At 50.4% G+C, this 18,515-nt stretch carries 15 protein-coding genes; 8 read left to right on the top strand and 7 right to left on the bottom strand.

Annotated features, from left to right (window positions below):
* Positions 1–8: 8 nt before the first annotated feature.
* The 3 genes from KIS30_01275 (at position 9) to KIS30_01285 (ending at position 5,701) form a co-directional block, all read left to right on the top strand.
* The gene (locus KIS30_01275) at positions 9–713 is read left to right on the top strand and encodes a hypothetical protein (protein MBX8645380.1); all 705 of its coding nucleotides are present in this window, start codon (positions 9–11) and stop codon (positions 711–713) included.
* 512 nt (positions 714–1,225) lie between these two features.
* The gene (locus KIS30_01280) at positions 1,226–4,993 is read left to right on the top strand and encodes a DUF2341 domain-containing protein (GenBank protein ID MBX8645381.1); all 3,768 of its coding nucleotides are present in this window, start codon (positions 1,226–1,228) and stop codon (positions 4,991–4,993) included.
* A gap of 54 nt (positions 4,994–5,047) precedes the next feature.
* Positions 5,048–5,701: a phosphoribosyltransferase gene (locus tag KIS30_01285; protein ID MBX8645382.1), complete on the top strand. Its 654-nt coding sequence runs from the start codon at positions 5,048–5,050 to the stop codon at positions 5,699–5,701.
* A gap of 34 nt (positions 5,702–5,735) precedes the next feature.
* Here KIS30_01285 and pgk read toward each other — a convergent pair whose 3' ends face one another.
* Positions 5,736–6,983 (bottom strand): phosphoglycerate kinase, encoded by a 1,248-nt coding sequence (gene pgk / locus KIS30_01290; protein MBX8645383.1) that lies wholly within the window; start codon positions 6,981–6,983, stop codon positions 5,736–5,738.
* A 6-nt stretch (positions 6,984–6,989) separates the two neighbouring features.
* Positions 6,990–8,006 carry a type II glyceraldehyde-3-phosphate dehydrogenase gene (locus KIS30_01295; protein MBX8645384.1) on the bottom strand — a complete coding sequence of 339 codons (1,017 nt, stop codon included), beginning with the start codon at positions 8,004–8,006 and terminating at the stop codon, positions 6,990–6,992.
* 285 nt (positions 8,007–8,291) lie between these two features.
* On the opposite strand from KIS30_01295, the gene KIS30_01300 reads away from it, so the two are divergent.
* Positions 8,292–8,801 (top strand): 50S ribosomal protein L16, encoded by a 510-nt coding sequence (locus KIS30_01300; protein MBX8645385.1) that lies wholly within the window; start codon positions 8,292–8,294, stop codon positions 8,799–8,801.
* A gap of 83 nt (positions 8,802–8,884) precedes the next feature.
* Here the strand turns inward: KIS30_01300 and KIS30_01305 are convergent, their stop codons facing one another.
* Together KIS30_01305 and ftsZ are read right to left on the bottom strand one after the other, a co-directional pair.
* On the bottom strand, positions 8,885–9,637 hold the full coding sequence (locus KIS30_01305) for an HAD-IA family hydrolase (protein MBX8645386.1): 753 nt from the start codon (positions 9,635–9,637) through the stop codon (positions 8,885–8,887).
* Between the two features lie 95 nt (positions 9,638–9,732).
* Positions 9,733–10,911: a cell division protein FtsZ gene (gene ftsZ / locus KIS30_01310; GenBank protein ID MBX8645387.1), complete on the bottom strand. Its 1,179-nt coding sequence runs from the start codon at positions 10,909–10,911 to the stop codon at positions 9,733–9,735.
* Between the two features lie 181 nt (positions 10,912–11,092).
* Between ftsZ and KIS30_01315 the strand changes: the two genes are divergently transcribed.
* Together KIS30_01315 and KIS30_01320 are read left to right on the top strand one after the other, a co-directional pair.
* A complete protein-coding gene (locus KIS30_01315; protein ID MBX8645388.1) occupies positions 11,093–11,794 on the top strand; it encodes a hypothetical protein in 702 nt (233 codons plus the stop codon).
* Between the two features lie 3 nt (positions 11,795–11,797).
* Positions 11,798–12,568: a 3-oxoacyl-ACP reductase FabG gene (locus KIS30_01320; GenBank protein ID MBX8645389.1), complete on the top strand. Its 771-nt coding sequence runs from the start codon at positions 11,798–11,800 to the stop codon at positions 12,566–12,568.
* A gap of 3 nt (positions 12,569–12,571) precedes the next feature.
* Here KIS30_01320 and KIS30_01325 read toward each other — a convergent pair whose 3' ends face one another.
* Both KIS30_01325 and KIS30_01330 read right to left on the bottom strand, forming a co-directional pair.
* A complete protein-coding gene (locus KIS30_01325) occupies positions 12,572–14,383 on the bottom strand; it encodes a hypothetical protein (protein MBX8645390.1) in 1,812 nt (603 codons plus the stop codon).
* Between the two features lie 271 nt (positions 14,384–14,654).
* Positions 14,655–15,602: a transcription initiation factor IIB gene (locus KIS30_01330; protein ID MBX8645391.1), complete on the bottom strand. Its 948-nt coding sequence runs from the start codon at positions 15,600–15,602 to the stop codon at positions 14,655–14,657.
* 421 nt (positions 15,603–16,023) lie between these two features.
* On the opposite strand from KIS30_01330, the gene thpR reads away from it, so the two are divergent.
* Positions 16,024–16,575 carry an RNA 2',3'-cyclic phosphodiesterase gene (thpR, locus tag KIS30_01335; GenBank protein ID MBX8645392.1) on the top strand — a complete coding sequence of 184 codons (552 nt, stop codon included), beginning with the start codon at positions 16,024–16,026 and terminating at the stop codon, positions 16,573–16,575.
* A gap of 3 nt (positions 16,576–16,578) precedes the next feature.
* On the opposite strand, the gene KIS30_01340 is transcribed toward thpR, so the two are convergent.
* Complete coding sequence (locus tag KIS30_01340) at positions 16,579–16,947, bottom strand: hypothetical protein (protein ID MBX8645393.1); 369 nt, start codon at positions 16,945–16,947, stop codon at positions 16,579–16,581.
* A 405-nt stretch (positions 16,948–17,352) separates the two neighbouring features.
* On the opposite strand from KIS30_01340, the gene KIS30_01345 reads away from it, so the two are divergent.
* On the top strand, positions 17,353–18,510 hold the full coding sequence (locus KIS30_01345) for a glycosyltransferase (GenBank protein ID MBX8645394.1): 1,158 nt from the start codon (positions 17,353–17,355) through the stop codon (positions 18,508–18,510).
* Positions 18,511–18,515 lie beyond the last annotated feature (5 nt).

An 18,515-nucleotide genomic window follows, 5' to 3' on the forward strand; every position in this document is an offset into this window, starting at 1 on the left:
GATTTTGAGTGCTCAATAAGATGATGGCCGCGGTAGTGGTGGGCATCGTTGTTGCTGCAGGAATAGTATCAGTCGCTTACGTAGAGTACAACGCGCATCACCTACCAATCCATTCAAGCAATACTGTTGTGAATGAGACTGTTGCAGAGAATTTCCTGAATTACTCAGTTGATGCCTCCCCTCCTACACCCCTATACAATTTCAACACTACCACTTCCTTTGCCTATCACGATTCCAGGTCGAATCTCACTCTGAAGGCAACAAAGTTTGCTCCGTTCTACGGACCTCTAGATAACCCGCCTGATGTAATCTTGTATGCCGCAATGGTTGTCACCGGCAACATTTCTACCGCCTTACACCCTACTGGTGTGCTGGTGACCCTCTCCGACGTTGGTCCGTTTAACAATAGCAATGTTCATGAGATTCCGTATGCCTCACAATCATATCCGCCTCAATCAAATGTGACATCACCTAACGCTTCAACTTTTCCACAACTGTCTGGAAGCTTTGCCGTGCATGGTTTGTTCAAATTGATAAACGAGAAGGCAACGAATGGTATGTTCACATTTGGGCTCATTATGGTGCTGTACTTTGAATTTTTCGTTTACCACAGCACCATAGGAACACACATTCTCCACATGATGGCTTCACTTCAGGGTCTCGGCGTTCCTGTCACAGCCTCGATCAATGTGCTTCTGATAGACAAGAAATGAGAGAGAAAGAAATGAAATGCATTTATTCGTTCTTGATTGCAGCAATTATAGTTACGGCCACATTAGGAATTTTTCCGATAATGGCGGGGAAAGCAAGCGCCCAAACTCCCTCAGTGACAACAATGCATTATGGCTGGGCTGGCTATAGCAAAAACGATACTATCTACATGGATAGATATCTGACTATCGATGGAATTAATCAAGACAATCTCAGCTCCTCCGCGTATGTACTCCCTGAAGTGAGCGCCACCTCAAACTATTCGTGGCACAGTTCGAGTCTTGGCTTAATTAAGGCTTCTGCAGGAATCATTTCATCAGGTACTGGAAACTTCTATGAACACTATTCACAGTTGAGGTCGCCAGCTCCATCTCTCGTGGTTCAAGTGCCATTCGCACTGAGCGGGGGATTAAAAGTAAAATCAACTTCCGCCATATCTGCAAATTCTTCTGGTGCGATTGGCCTAAACGCCTCACTCAGTGAAAAGAATTCATATGGGCTGAAGTTAATTCGAATGGGTAATGATACTGTTTTGAATGCCACAGGCATGAACGGAGAAGCCGGGAATGCTAACCTATTGAAACTGATACTCGACGCCGCATCCTTGGGATTGCTTTTTGTTCCAGGATTGGATGCGATCGAACTGGCATATCTTGGTGCAATTGCGTTGGGTACCACATCAGTTATGTTGGATTTCACCTCGCTAGCATCCACTTCCGCTGTTTCGCCCTCCCCACTATATAATAACGCAACTGTATACGAAGATTATGGTACAACCGGGGGCAATTTCCTTTTCGAAAATGTGAACAATGAAACATGGCAGGATGTTTATGCAATGGGAACGAACTTTCAAATTACAATTCCAGCAGGCGATTTCAATACAACCCACTATTTCAGCCTTGAAGGGCAGTTCCAGCTGGGTGGAAGCACCATTATTAATGATTACTATAATTTCTCAGCGGTTCCCGCGGTTGAAATAACTGGCCACGTACACACAGCTTCCGGTGCAAACGCTCCGAACGCATACGTTTACCTTGACCACAACGGCAATGCATATCGTGTGGAGACGAACCAGTATGGGCAGTACAGATTCTTCGCCCGGCCGGATGAGTCATACAGTGTGTGGGGAAGATATCAGACACCGTTCAGCGAAAGTGGTAATTCTTCTGTTGTTACAGTGCCTACTGGAAGTTACGGGGGACTGAAGTGGGCCAATCTCACGATACCCGCGACTTTAGTAAACGGAACTGTAAGAGATCACAACGGCAACCCGATTGAAAACGCCACATTAACTATCTCCAAACAGGGAAAGTGGATGACAGCACAGACAAGTACCACAGGCAGTTACATGTTCGGCGTACCCGTCACTGGCGTATACACCATCAGCGCTAATGCGTCTGGTTATAATCCAGAGGAGGCAAACATCGATATCTCTTCCATTAGTCAAACCTATTACACTGTCAATTTGCAGAGCATGGAAGGTGTTGTGAATCCATTGCCTCCGGGCATTCTGTCCTACTATCAGATTCTCATTACCAACACACAGAATACACCTACGACTAATCCATACGATCAGGAGGTTGTCATAGACAGCGCAGCTTATTACAATCTTGAGGCTGTCAATCTTTCAAATGTAGAATTTTTCTATTCGAACGGCACAGTGATACCGTCATGGCTGGAAAGCGGTAACTACTCGGCGTTGAACAAAACAGTATACTGGCTCAAACTGGGAGATATACCCGCACATTCATCCATAACTGTTTACATGGGTTTCGCGTCTCCATCAACCATATTGTTCAACGGAAAGAACGTCGGGGAAGCTCCTGAACTTTCCACGCCTTATGGCAAGTACGACAACGGCGCGAACGTTTTCCCATTCTATGACAATTTTACTGGGAAGTCGCTGGGTTCTCAATGGACTGTTAGCGGGATAACATACACCGTGGACAACGGTTTCACTGCGACAGCGGCCTCGTCAAGTAACGACGGAATCTGGTCAACGAGCTATACTGCCGGTGTCGGAACATACTTCGACATGTACACGACTGCGTTCTCTTATGGAACCGGATGGCTGGAGAGCGGCTTGGTGACAAACACAAATTCAAACAATTATGGCACATTCGTTCAATCTCAGTTACCTCAACAAACGCTTCAAGCGTCAATAGTTTACGCACAGCAGCAGGACGTCAACGGGTGGGCAGATGCTACGCTGACAGATTCTAATGTGTCCTCCTTCTCTCCGGGAATATACACTGTGAATCCGACGAGTAGTTCCTACTCAACGTATCAATATGATTACGGTCCGGCTGCGTATGTAGGAACAGATGCCCCATCCTATCCCCTTCATATCGGGCTGATAAAATCAAGTGGCGGCAGCTTCACTTTGCCATTCAAGGTCACCTGGATACGAGTCAGGTCGAGCCTGCCGGATGGCATCATGCCTTCGATCTATGGACCAGTTTCAGTTGCTGGTTGGATACACCTCGCAATAATCAATAGCCAGGGCGTCGCAACCCCAAATCCTTTTCAGCAGATGATCAAATTCAACGCGTCAGCATACTCATCATATGAGAATCAGGGTCTGCAGAACGTTGAGTTCATGTGGATTAATGGCACCATTATACCCTCCTGGCTTGAAAGCGGTACTTCGTCCTCCACGAATGCTATCTTCTGGCTCAGAATCCCGTCGATTCCTGCAGATTCCGGGTATGGCATTTATGTGGTATTTGCCGACAGGACTGCTGTGATGATGAACGGTGAAACAATAGGTGAAGCACCACAACTGTCTGCAGTCTACGGCCAATATGACAATGGTGCAAATGTTTTCTTATGGTATGACAATTTTGCAGGATCGTCATCTTCTGCGCCGCCTGGCTGGTCGCAATGGTCTTATGCCTCGATGAATAACGGACTTTACATAAATCCGCCGAGTACCGACACTGTGAATGTCGGCGTTACATACAATGGCGCATCGTTCGGTCCCTACACAACAACAGACATCTATGGGCAGCCTCTTTATCCCGACGGCAATGCGTATTCAGCTGCGTGGTTCGGTTATACCGGCGGCAACCTTCTGCTGGTCGGTAACCCATCTGGATACACATATGTCAGCTATCCCAAAAATGCACCAGGTGGCACAGGAGGCAAGACAAACTATCCTGACGCAGTTGAAATCTGGACAATTTCAAGGAGTGGTTCTGACGGCTATTCCTACCTGAACTACGGCGACTCTTACAGCGCAAGTGGGCTCCCGACGAACAATCAGAATGTCACCGATTCGGGACAGGGATTTTCTAATCCGTCTTTTGTGCAGTGGTGGCGAGTGAGGGCAACACCGCCAAACAACGTGATGCCGAGTGTTGTCAACTATGGCTACGTCACCTTCAAAGAATCCGGCCTCAGCGGACAGTCATGGTCCGTAACACTTTCCGGCCCTCTAGGCTCGCAGACTCAATCTTCCACTGGAAACAACATTACCCTTTATGGTGCGGGGAATAATGATTACTCTATCGGTGCGCCAGGAGGATACACCGCTAGTCCATCCAGCGGTAGTGTTGACCTCGGAATTTATCAGCAATCTGTCGATATATCCTTTTCAACTACCTATATCACAGGAGTATTCAGTGAGTCCGGTCTGCCGAGCGGCTCGACATGGTCTGCCACGTACAACGGCAAGTCAGGATATGCAAGTGCGGGTTCTTCGATAACAATCACTGTTGTAGACTCAGGAGACTATTGGTTCATACCACAGGTGTCTATTCGGGAGTCAAACGGCGATACATATACATACAGTCCTTCCCCATCCAGCGGAAACCTCCCTGGGGGAGGGCACGTAAGCACTACGTTCAGCCTCACAAAGATATGCAGTGGAAGCGTCTGCTTCAACAGTGTCAACGGCTCCACTCCTATCCTCCTCGCAAACGGCAGTTTTGAGCTTGCTGATGCCATAACCCCAGGCACTCAGATTATGGCATACAACTGGAGTTCCGGTATATACACTCCTGAAACCATCCTGAACGTATCAGTCACAACACATTCGAGAATGCTCACGATCAACGGATACCTCAGCCTGTCATACAATCAATCAGTGCTTACGGACCATGGATATGTAACTGCCGGCAATCTGACGAATGGCGACAGAGTCTTTGACGCATTCACAGGCACTTATGTCAGGGTCAACTCGCTGAGTCTGTCATATGGTCACTTCATAATGTATGATTTCGAGATAGGGGGAATTCAGGACTATATTGCATGGCAATATGTGCTGTATGCCAACTCATGACGTCCGTGAAATGTTTCAGGCAAAAAACTGTCAATATGCAGAGGTATATAAATCGTGAAAAAGGTTCCTTCCAGGCTCGTTGAGTGGAAAGATATTGCCCGCTGGTGCTCCGCAATCGGAGAAAAGGTGGTGGAAAGCGGTTTCCGGCCCGATGCTGTGATCGGCCTTGCGAGAGGAGGGTGGATCCCTGCGAGACTGGTATCGGATGAACTTGGCGTGAAACAGCTGATATCCCTCAGGACACAGCACTGGGGCGTCACAGCCTCGAAGGACGGGAAGGCTACGCTCGCCACGACGATACAGGAGTCAGTTGAGGACAGAAAACTGCTGATCGTCGACGATATAACAGACACGGGGGACAGCATAAAGCTTGCATTTGAGCATGCCACATCCCTCTCCCCGGCTGCTGTCAGGACGGCAACTATGCTACACATAAACCATTCCGGTTTCGTGCCCGACTACTTTGCGGAAGAAGTGGACGCAAATCACTGGACATGGTATGTATTCCCGTGGAATTACGGCGAGGACATGGCAACATTCATCGGAAACATTCTCTCTGAAGGTCCGCGAAGCCTGAAAGATGTGTCGTCCGCTTTGAAGGAGTACAACAACATAACGATCGATGAAAGAAAATTGCTTAGTACAATGATCAGGTTTTCAAAACTTGGCATTGTTTTCAAAAAAGGAAGTCTGTGGGAAAAGCGCTGAATGGTGAGTCCGCGGTTCATCCTGACCGGAGTGCTTAGTCGGATGTAAAGCGGGATGAAAACATGACCGCACTGTCCTTCAGATACTCGAGCACAGGCAGCTTTTTCCCTGAAATGAGCGCTTCGAGCGCACCGCCACCGGTGCTGATGAAGGAGAAACGCTCTGAGAAACCCAGTGCCCGCGCCGCAGCCGAAGTGTGCCCACCTCCGACCATGCTGAACTTCCCGGGTGCCGCCGCCGCTTCGAAAAGAGAACGTGTGCCAGTGTCGAAACCTGCGCGTTCATAAACGCCGGCTGGACCTGATATGAACACGGTACCTGCGCCTGAGAGCGTGCCCACATACTCCCGGATTGTGGCGCCGCCGATGTCGAGGGCTCTAAGGTCCTTCGGCCATGCCCGGACGCTTTCTTCCATCCTCTTTCCATCCCGTTCGAAAGCCATGTCAACGGGCAGATGAATTTTTTCAGAGGCTCTGAGTAGTTTTGATGCACTCTCCATGAATGAGGCATCAGCGTCAGAAGCAATGTCCAGTTCAGTAGCGCTGTCGATGCTCACTCCTCCTGCTGCAAGGAGTGCTATTGCGAGGTAGCCTGACAGCAACACAGACTCAATTTGTTCATTGGAGCAGACGCTTTCCAGAACGGGCACAAAATCAGAGAATTTCTTTCCTCCGAAGATGTAAACAACAGGCTTCGCAGGATTGTCCAGCAGTCTGGATGTGCCTCTCAGCTCTTTCTCCATGAGCCTTCCAATAGCAGAGGGCAGTGTTTTCGTGAAGCCCGTCATAGAGCAGTGTGACCGGTGAATGGCAGCAAAGGCATCGTTGACAAAAAAATCAAAGTGCGGAGAGAGTGCCGTGACGAGTTCTCTTCCAGCATGCTCTGAAGCTGTTGCTTTCTTCTGCTCATAATCGAGTTTTCTCACGTTGTCCAGGAGCAGCGCCCTGCCGGGCCTCAGCTTCGTTATTTGAACAATAGCGGTTTCAGAGCAAATGTCAGGAACAAACGAGACTGTACCACCGAGCATTCCGTTCAGTATACGGCAGTGCTCCTCCATCGATGTGAAATCATCGTCACCCGGCCTTCCCTGATGCGCAAGAATGGCGACGGCCGCGCCAGTTGACAGCAGTTCAGAGAGCGTTTCAGTGGCTGCGGCGATCTTACTGCCATCCTGTATCTTCCCCGTCTTCCTGTCGACAGGCGAGTTGAGATCCAAACGCAGCAGTATCCTCTTTCCACTGGCATCGAAGTCATCCAGCGTTTTGACGCCGTCAAGGAGCATTTTCAACTACACCAGGCCCAGCGACTTGTCCGTCTTCCTTATGCTCCTGGTAGCATCGCGTTCCATCTCCATCATGGAACGTATGCAGTCGATGTTTTCAGGTATAACATCACTCTCCTGGTGAACGGCCTGATAATAGTACAGATGCTTGCCCTCAACGTGAACGCCGTCATCCCAGACGATAGTTTCGGCAAAATCACCGCCGTGTCTGCCCAGATCTCTGGCTATCTCCATTATCTGTCCGCTCGTCTTGATCCCATGTTTGCCGCTGACAAACTTTATTCTTGGCATCTGGTCCCACAGTGAAAGGACATCAGACGTCTTGACGTTGGATTTCCTGAGTTTCGCGTAAATACAGTGAACATGCATGTTTGTCGTGGGGACCTTCGCTGCCATGGTGCTTATGTTGAGATCCGGCATGACTGTCCGGACGTCGACGCCGTGATGTGTGGGAAGATGCAATGACGGTTCCACCGCATTCAGCGCGCTTCCCTTTGACTCAGCAGGATCAGCGCCGCGTCTTATGATTGAGGCAAACACCTCGTCGAGCTTGAACATCCTGTCCAGCGGATAGAGTGTCCTGATCAGGCCCGTGGTATTGCACGAAACAACCCTGGAATACTTCCTGCCGTAGGCTGCATCATATGTCGCAAAGGCATTGAACGACAGGCCGGCGACTTCGTGTTTTTCCCCTCCCTGAAATATCGCCTTTACCCCTGCTTCCTCGTACAGTTTCTTGTTCTCCCTGCCGATGCCTTCGGGCGTGCAGTCGACAACAATATCGACCTTCGTGAGCAATTCCTGCAGATTGCCCTCGACCTCTATGCCCTGCTCCCTGAATTCATCAATGTTCCTGCCGTCGGCGACATAAAGAGGCATGCCCTCCTTGTTTGCAAGCCTCGATTCATAGTTGGGTTTCGTCTTTGCGACACCGACAACCTCCATGTCGTCCTGCAGCCTGACCGCTCTTGCGACTCGCTTCCCTATAGTACCGAAACCGTTGACCGCTATCCTAGCCGGCATTCCATTCGCCTTCCAGAAGGTGGCCAGCTGCCCTGATCCGCCGCCCCGGGCAACCTCAAAAATGGTTGCACAAACGCTCCGGATCTACGAGAGACAGCACACTTCAACCCGCAATACAGTTCGATGGATTATAAAGGTTGCATCCGGTGTCAACTTCTCACACGTTAGTCGTTATCTCCCGCAGAGGCACGAGAGCATTATGCATCACTGTCGCATCGTTCAACAGTCTCGAAAACTGTTATATAATCAACCCCTTTAGCTTCATTTGTCACAATTGGTGCTATAATGGCAAGAAAACCGGGTAGAATGTATTCGAGGATAAGGGGTCAGGCTTACACAAGGAAGGAGTACATGGGAGGTGTTCCTGCACCAAGAATCAGCCAGTTTGATCAGGGCGACCTTAAAGGAAGTTTTTCAGTATCGCTTAATCTTATTGTGAAGGAAACGTGCCAGATAAGGCATACAGCCCTTGAGGCGGCACGTATTTCGGCCAACAGAGCACTTTCGAAGAGAGCCGGTGCAAACGGTTTCTACATGAAAATCAGGGTTTATCCGCATAACGTTCTGAGGGAGAACAAACTGGCAACGGGCGCAGGCGCTGACCGTGTGTCAGATGGTATGAGGGCTGCATTCGGTAAGGCCATCGGCACTGCTGCACGTGTGGACAGGAACCAGACTGTGATGGTAGTGAAGGTCAACAAACAGCATGTGGATGCGGCAAAATATGCACTGAACAGGGCTGCGGTCAAACTGCCGAGTCCGTGTTACATAACAGTTGAAGGCGCATTGGGCTGAGTGCCTGCAGTACAACAGGATCGATTATCGTATTTGTGAAAATCAGCGACAGTCCGTTTCTGAGCGGATATGACGTTTTCACATTAACATGATCGTGCAGTGATGATCGGAATGAGTTCATCAAGCCGTCTTATCTTCGGCACATAGCCGCTTGTATCCTTTTCCTCTCTGTCCAGCAGAACTGGAGACATTCCGGCCGCAAGAGCGCCTGCAACATCCTTCTCGAATATGTCACCCACGTGGAAGAGTCGTTCTGGCTGTATGCCGAGTTTTGAAGAAGCCGCGAGGAAAATTCCGGGATCAGGCTTGTCGTATCCCTCCTCCTCTGATGTGACGACTGCATCGAAGAAGTGCCCAATGCCCAGAGAGTTCAGTTCACTTCTCAGGACATCAGACATCATTCTGTTCTGGCTCACTATGCCGATCCTGAATGATGCTTTCCTTATTGCGGCAAGCGTACCTGAGACATCCGGGAAAAGTGTGCGCCTGTCGAATGTGCTCCACTTTTCTCGTATGAGTGAGGCAGTTTCTTCAGGATTCGAAAAAAAGCCTGCAGACTTCAGAAAGAAGACGTTGCAGTCCTCCATAATTTGTCCGGACCACCTGTTTCCTCTGGGCAGAGAGGAATAATGTTCTTCCCAGTAAGAGCGCATTTTCATGAATGTCGAGTCGAATTCTTGCCTGCCAATCGCGATATCGAGGGACGTGAGTATGCTGTAGAGTATCTCGTCAGCCTCCCTGTTGCTCACGAGTGTTCCCCCGTAATCGAAGAGCACGCCTTCCATATGTCTGTCTACAGGCACATGGTGCATACCTGCTCCAGAGGCGAAGTACATAAAATAATCTGCCGGAGCTTAAGCTTCATCTGTTAAGAAAAAAGTTTTTCCGGCAGCCGTTCCCGCGGCATTGCCGGAATGCTGGTCTGACTGATTTACCTTATTACGTCGATGCCTTCGTCGAAGTTCTGCGTGGATGCAGCAACATGCGCCGCACGACCCACTTCGGGAAGTGTTTCCACGGAGTCCTCCTTCGTAAGCATGTACCTCGATCTTGCACCGGTGACTATCAGCAGAACCTTGACGGTTCCCTGCAGGCTGTCCTCGACCGAGCAACCCCATATGATCCTGGCGTTCCTGCTTATGGATGAACTGACAACCTCTGCGGCCTTCTGAGCCTCGGTAATCGTCAGATCATGTCCGCCCGTAACCCTGATAAGGCAGCCGGCGGATTCGGACAGATTGATTTCGCCAAGCAGTGGAGAATTCAGAGCCTCGCTTACGGCTTCCTCTATCCTCTTGTCTTCCGAGCTGCTCTCGCCGATTCCAACGAAGGCGACGCCTCCCTCGTTCATCACAGTCATTATGTCTGCGTAATCCAGATTCACGAGACCGGGTCTTGTGACTATTTCCGTCAGTCCCTTAAGTGTCTGCATGAGCACTTCGTCTGCCACCTTGAAAGCGGCCTCAATCGGCAGCTTTGGCACAAGATCCAGCAGTTTGTCGTTCGGTATCACGATGGTCGTGTCGCATATGCGCCTGAGTTTCTCGAGACCGGCCATCGCGTTTTCCATTCTCAATTCCCCTTCAGCCTTGAACGGAAGAGTGACGACGCCTATTGTCAGAGCCTTCATCTCCTTGGCCAGGCGAGCGACATAGTGCGCGCTGCCAGTTCCGGTTCCGCCGCCCATTCCGGCCGTTATGAAAACAATCTGACCACCCTGAAGGAAGGACCTGATGTCCGGATCTGCTTCCCTTGCAGCCTCCTCACCGACTTCGGGTATGGCACCGGCGCCAAGACCCTGTGTCAGTCTCTTCCCTATCAGTATCTTCCTCGGGGAGTGTACCGACAGCAGATGCTTTGCGTCAGTGTTGACGGCACACATCTGCGCTCCCTGTATCTGGGAGTCGTGGCATCGCGTAATGGTGTTGGTTCCGCCGCCTCCGCATCCGATAATCTTTATGCATACGTCCAGAGCCGACGCGATTTTCGCCAGCTCTTCGTCATCCTTGCTCACAGGCTGCGCATTCGCATTTCCCTGCGCATACACAACCTTCTCAGTCGGAACGGAATACTCCGTTCCAAGCGCATCCTTCACTAGAGAATTTGGCATAAGTGCATCCCTTGTTCCACCAGATAGCGTGCTGGAGTTATAAATTTTTCTGCACTGTCCAACCAAAATGACTAATCCGTACGCCAAATGTCAGACACAGACAAGGTGACAGGAGCGGCTTGCCTCTGCAGCTGAATTGCGAAAGTTTAATCATGGCGGCCGGATAATCAGCGGAGTTGCTATGACATTCATAGATGTGAAAACGACAGGCTGGCACATGCAGCAGGAGAGCGCCGGCAGGGCGGTATGCCTCATTTCCGGAGGCATAGATTCCCCGGTAGCCGCATGGCTCACCATGAGGTCCGGCATCAGGCTTGACCTGGTCCATTTCCACAGTTATCCGTTTTCCTGCACTTCGGCCATACAGAAAGCCAAGGAACTATCTGGGAAGCTCCTTCCGCTTCAGGGAGGGGGAAAACTCCATCTTGTCCCATTCCTGGATTTGCAGGAAGCAGTATTCAGAAACACACCGAACAGCCTGAGGATCGTCATCTACAGGAGGGCGATGGCCAGGATCGCAGAAAAAATTGCAAACAGACTGGGTGCTTCCTTTCTTGTCACAGGGGACAGCCTTGGTCAGGTGTCCTCTCAGACGCTGCAGAATCTCGCAACGGTGGATCAGGCCGTAAAGATGCCGATTTTGAGGCCGCTGATTGGCTTTGACAAGGCAGAAATCATTTCGGCGGCGAAAGGCATAGACACATACGAAATATCGATAAGGCCGCACGAAGACTGCTGCACGCTCTTCTCGCTTGGCAATCCTGCCACGAGGACAACGGCTGCAAGGGTCGAAATACAGGAGCAGAAAGTGGAGATGCGCGCATTAATAGACAGATGCGTGGAAGCTGTTGAAACGATTCCGATAGGGATTCGGGAGAACTGACATATGTGCGCCGCAGCGGTGGGCGCGAAGAATGCCCGCAGGACATGCGCTGTTGTGACGGGCGGCTCGCGCGGCATAGGCAGGGCAATTGCGCTTGAGCTTGCGGTAAAGGGCGTGAATGTATGCGTGTGCTTCAAGTCAGATGAAGCTGCCGCAGGCGACTCAGTCGCGCAGGCAGTGAAGACAGGTGTGGACGCATTTTATTTCAGAGCAGACGTGTCGAAAGAGACGGAAGTCCGCTCCCTGTTCTCGGCTGTGGAAGACAGATGGGGCGGTGCCGAGATACTTGTCAACAACGCAGGCATATATGAGCGATCTTCGTTCACTCAGATGGGATTTGCGGACTGGAAAAGAACAATCGAAAACGATCTCGACAGCATATACCTCTGCTGCAGCGCCGCTGTTCCGTACATGAAAAAGAACGGATTCGGAAGAATCATAAACATTTCGTCGCAGCTTGCACTGAAAGGCTCGAGGCATGGAGCGCACTATGCAGCGGCAAAAGCCGGCATCCTCGGATTCACACGTTCTCTCGCAATCGAACTCGGCGGTGCGGGCATAACAGTAAATGCCGTTCTGCCCGGCTCGGTGAAAACGAGAATTCTCGGCAGATACAGCGAAGAGCAGCTTGAGGAAATGGCGCGCTCGATTCCGGCTGGAAGGATAGGGACGGCTGAGGATGTTGCGCACACCGTCGCTTTTCTCGCTTCAAGGGAGGCGGACTACATCAACGGCGCATCAATCAACGTCTCCGGCGGACTCCTGATGTACTGAGCGCTAAACAGAGAAATCCACGCGCCTGGAAAGGTCGGACGGCAGATAGAGCGGCTTTTTCGGGTAGCCCGCCGATTTCAGTTCCGCCTCCGCGCTCAATTCCTGCAGTGTCATCTGTCTGCTAGAGTCTGTCTCGCGATCATACACGTTCAGCACCTGAGATGAAAGTTCCTTATCTCCGATCACGATGACATAGCTTACCCAGTCCTGCTTTGCCTCTCTCACCTTCTTTGAGATGGTTAGCTCCCTGTCATCGATTCCCGTCCTGAAGCCCAGTGCGCTGAGCATGCCCGATATTTCCCTGCACTTCTGAATATGGTTTGAAGACATCGGCAGCAGCCTGAACTGTTCCGGTGAAAACCAGAATGGGAGGAAGCCGGGCTTTCCGCTCATGGAAGCCCTGCGCAGCGCCTGATCAAAAACAGTGTACATGAAGCGCTCGATAGTGCCAACTATGGCCGTGTGCAGTATGATGGGGTAATTCTTTTTCCCTCCGGCATCGGCAAATGTGATGTTGAATCGTTTCGCGTTGCCTGTGTCAATCTGCACTGTGCCTATCTCCCTGGCCCTGCCCATCATGTCAAGCACGTGATACTCAATATTGACAGTCCAGTAGAAATTGGCACCCTCCGGATAGACGTGTATGAGACAATCCCTGCCCTTTTCCTTCAGCAGCGAAAGAATGAATTCCCTGTTCGATTCGAATGCCTGCATGGACGATACATTCACGAGCATCTCGTAGTCCGCTCCGAGTTTGCCGACCTCGGCATATATCTCGTTGTGTATCTTCCTGAACCAGAAATATGCCTCATCTGTATCCCTGCACAGCACATGCAGATCCGGCATATTGAGCCTCCTCAGCCTGAACAGAAGCATTGTTTCGCCGGACTGCTCGTATCTGTATGCATCCGCGATTTCGAATGCGGCTACAGGCATCTGTTTGTAACTTATGTTCCAGCCGCTCATCATCGAAAACTGCTGATGACATGCCGCATATCTCAGCACGTATCGTTTATTGTCCGATTCCAGTGAATAGAGGCGATCGCCGAAGAGTTCTGCATGTTCCCTGACTGCCGGCTCGTCAAGATTGAACATGTTAGTGCCCTTGACCGAAAAAACGGAGAGACCGAACCCTGTCACAACCTGTCTGGCATAGTCTGAGCTCAGATCGAACATGAGCGCAGCATTTGGATGATAAACTTCATGCCCGACATCGCTCATCCGTTCCCATTCTATGCCGAACTTTTTGCAGAGTTTCAGGTATCCGGGGGCATCGCTGCTGCCCACCTGCTCCCTGAGCGCCTCCTTCCTGAGCATTGCCATGAAACATTCGCTTCCAGAGGAGTACTCTCCGGGTTTGACGACCTCTCCTTCCTTTGTGAAAACAAAATATCTGTCTTCGCCTTTCTCCTTTGTCTCCTGAACATTGACCGTGACTGTCCTGGAGAGTTCTGAAAGCGGATGCCCCTTGCATGATACGGTGAACGACTTGTACCATCCGAATGGTGCCCTTTTCGTTTCGAATTTTCCGCTCACAGCGGTCTCGAGAGCCTTGAGAATCTTAAGAGCATCCGATGGTGATCCGAGTGAGGACGAAAGATGCGCGTACGGGTATATCAGGAGCCTTGTGGCCTTCACCATCGTGGCAACTTCTGCAACATCTGCAGCAGCACTGCGTATGAGTGCCTCACCCTTGGACGCGTCATCCTTTTCCACGGACGTGAAACAGACAAGAACGTCATCTACCGAGAAATGTTTTTCATCCTCGCCTATGTCCTCTGCAGCCTTGGTTTTGCTCTTTGCTTCATAGCTCATCCGGTCCGCGTGAATGAAGAGGAGTTTCAATGCGTTCAACCCTTGGCACGCTAGGCACCGTCTGATTAAATGCCTTTGCTTTGACGTGAGCTCCGAAGCAGGTCCGACAGTGACTGTCTGAGCTGCCGGCAGGACAGGTGCAAACATTGCACGGTGCTTCGAGAAAGGAAGACTGAAGTCAAAGACAATGTCTCAATCGAGTTCACACCCTGTAAGTGCGCCGGAATAGTACAGAGACGCCTGAGGCATCAGAAATCATAAGGAAAAAATCTCAGAGCTCTGTGTTGAGCGAGAGAGTGCCCGTGATATCTTTGAACCTGTTTCTGAGCGTCACTTCCGTGACGCCGGAAATATTTGCTATCTCCTCCTGCGTCCTCTTCTTTCCGCACAGGATGGCTGCGATGTAGATGGCTGCCGCTGCTATGCCGGTTGGTCCCTTGCCCACGTTTGAAGAGCCGTCATTCAAACTCTTCAGTATTTCCATCGCCTTTGTTTCAACGTCGTTTCCCAGATTGAGTTCACTGCAGAATCTCGATATGTAATCTTCAGGCGTAGTAGGGAGAAGCGAAATCCTGAGTTCACGCACAAGGGTACGGTAATTCCTGCCTATTTCCTTCCTTCCGACCCTGCTTGCCCTCGCAACTTCCTCTATTGCCCGCGGGAAGCCAAGCTGCCTTGATGCCGCATATATCGAGGCGGAAACTACACCTTCGATGCTCCTTCCCCTTATGAGATCCCTGGAAGCGGCCTTCCTGTAAATCACGGCCGCCTCTTCCCTGGCATTCTTCGGAAGCCCCATATTCGAGCTGATCCTTTCTATTGAGGCCAGCGCAACCATGAGGTTCCTCTCAACAGCGTTTGCCGCTCTGAGTCTCTTCTGCCACTTTCTCATCCTGTAAAGCTGCGGCTTGTTTCTTGCAGGGATGCTCTTGCCGTAAATGTCGACATTCTTCCACGATATTTCGGTGGAAAGTCCCTTGTCATGAACAGTGAACGTGGCGGGAGCTCCGGTCCTCGCCCGCTTCTCATTCTGTTCGGTATCGAAACCACGCCATTCCTGACCATGATCGATAATATTCTCGCTTATCACGAGTCCACAATCGGCGCATACTAGTTCGCCGCGCTCATAATCTTCCTCTAGGTGCGAACTGTTGCACTCCGGACAGAATTCGACGTCATCTACCTCAACCTTCTCCCTTGTCTTGCTAAATGCGGTCATTAAATCACACTCCGTTCAGGCAGTGTACGGTGGGAATGCGAACCGCCACATAGGGAACTGTTCTCCCGGAGACCAGCCTGCACAAGGAATCGGAAGAACATTTCTGTATTTCCAGCCACCATATTCTGTCTTTTTTTTTCTCCGTCTTGTTCTACGTCATGTATCCTATTTAATAGTTTTGAACTTATTAAGATACTTAAAGTTTACAAATATTACAAATATCCTCACTTCAAAACATATAAAGATACTAACAGACGGCAAAACATGAATGCATGCATCTGCCATGACATCTCCCGCGATTGAGGCTGCTGACGTGCTGGGGGCGTCTAGCGTCGATGCGTGACAGGATGAACAAAATCTGCATTTCTGTGGATTCCGATCGCCTTTCATTTAAATAAGCCTGCAGCGTGATCTGTCTGGCATGCGCGAATTCATCTGCATCGATATCACAGACTTTTCCTGTTTTGAAGAGCTCTGCTCCAGCAGGCTCTTCAGGGACGCATGTATAAGGGCGGTGCAGGCAGCGGGACTTCACTTCACGCTGCATTTCCTCGGTGAGGTGAATGAAGAAATGAACACCGAAATATCCGGGCTCTTGGAGGATGTTGTTTCCCGCCACAGGAGATTTTCGGTCGCATTCGGCGGAACTGGAGCGTTCCCGACCGTGCAGAGGCCCGAAGTCATCTGGGCAGGCATTACGGCCGGAGAAGAACTGGGAATAATTCACCGTGAAATAGGGAAGGGTCTTGATGCGCTTGGCATACCGATTGAGCACAGAAGATACAAGCCGCATGTCACGCTCGCACGTCTCAGATGCAGACCGGATGCCGCTTCCCTGGAAGACTTCTTCAGCACGTGGGGTGACAGGCGCATTGGAGAGCAGGAGATAAGGTCAATCAAACTGAAGCAGAGCGTACTTTCACAAACCGGCGCACTGCACCGGACGATTCATGATGCTTATCTCGGCCAGTAGCTGTCAGGCTCTCTGATGAGCAAAGTGGTCCCACTCAACGGTGTTCTTTATCCCTTTCTTCTGAAGAAGCTTGCTTATGCGCTCAGATATCCTTACCACTTCGGTACTTGCGGAATTCCCTGAGATGTACAGTTCCTTGCAGTCTATCGGAAAGATAAGCCTCATTCTGCCCTTGCGGTTATATCCTTCCGGTTTCCTGTTCATCTTCAGGTCCATCATATTGAGTTCGATGAACATGTTGAGAATCTCCTTCTCCTCGGGCATCTGATCTGTCTCCTGGAGGAAAACAGTCAGCAGTTCGGGAAAGACATCCTTCAGCTGTTTGTACCTGAAACTTGGAGTGAACCTTATGTGACCGGTTTCTGCCTTCACGCTGCCCTCTAAGAGTGCTGTTCTTTTAATCTCTTCGGATGGAATGTCCCCACCAGCAGTGTATTAAGACATATTTAAGCAGACATTATAGCACGTTAAATCATACCATGCTATCAGTTTTGACCCGCACTGTACACACGTCTGGCATGTGATTATGCCGTGCCCGGCCAGAGCTCACAGGCATACTGAAATTGGATCGATAGGTTAAAATACTCACCCTCAAATCGTTTCAGGGGTCGGCACGGCGCTAATACGGTCGATCCGATAGAGTCAGAGCGGAGAAAAGGAATGCAGACAATCCTGGAAATAAAAATCCTTCAGAACTGAATAGCGAGAGGGGAAAATGTCAAAGTATCAAGGCAGTCCATACCTCTGTGAAACTGTTTGTCGCGGGGTGTTCATCCGATGAAGATAGCGATGTTCACTGATTCGTATTATCCCGCAGTCGACGGTGTTGTAAACTCTGTATCTACCATATCCAGGGAGCTTGAGAGGATAGGGCACGAAGTGTTCATCTTTGCACCCGAGCCGACAAACGGCGAAGTGATCAACGACATAACGAAGGGCGGAACCTTCTTCTTCAAATCAATGAAATTCAGGCACTATCCGCAGTACAGGACGGCCTTCCTTCCTTCAAACAAGACAAAGGTTCTTGACCGGCTTGGAATTGACCTGATACACACCCACGGCATAACGACCGTAGGCCTTAAGGGTCTCAGTGCATCGAGAAAATTCGATGTGCCGGTGGCAACCACTTATCATACAATGGTGCATGAGGCAATGAATTATTACAAGCCTATCCCGCTTCCCACCAGCATCATAGTAAATCTTGCAGTGCGGTACATGCGTTTCTTCCTAAGCAGATCAGATGTTGTCGTTGTGCCCACAAAACCCATACTGGAGGAGCTTGTCAGAATTGCACCGCGCATGCCCTATGCAGCCGTGATACCCACAGGCATAGATACGAAGCGTTTCAGCCCCCAGGGCAGGGGCGATGCAGTGAGAGAAAAGTACGGCATCGGAGATGCACCCCTTCTGCTCTACGTCGGCAGAGTCGCCTTTGAAAAGAGCATAGACAGGATCATCATGCAGATGCCTCTGCTGAAGGACAGGTCAACCAAACTCATGATAGCCGGGGATGGGCCGGCAAGAAGCCGCCTCGAACAACTGGTTTCGTCGCTGAAGCTTAATGACAGGGTGATTTTCACCGGATTCATACCTGATGCCGAACTGCCTGACTATTACAAGGCGGCCGATGTTTTTGTGTCCGCTTCCAAATTTGAAACTCAGGGCATAACGATGCTCGAGGCAATGGCGTGCGGCAAACCGGTGGTGAGCATCAACTACAGGGCAGTAACCGATTTCGTGGTCAGCGGTGAGAATGGCTTCCTGTATGACGAGTACTCCGAGAACATCGCGGGCACTATAGAGAGGGCCATGAATGCAGAAGCGCGTGTAAAGAAGAATGCCAGGAGAACGGCGGAGAAATATTCAAAGGAAAACTGTGCCAGGACACTGAGCGAACTTTATACGAGAACGCTCAACATACACCTTAGCAGGTAGTATGG

Origin of the sequence: Candidatus Sysuiplasma acidicola (assembly GCA_019721035.1) — an archaeon.
Classification (GTDB): Archaea; Thermoplasmatota; Thermoplasmata; order Sysuiplasmatales; family Sysuiplasmataceae; genus Sysuiplasma; species Sysuiplasma acidicola.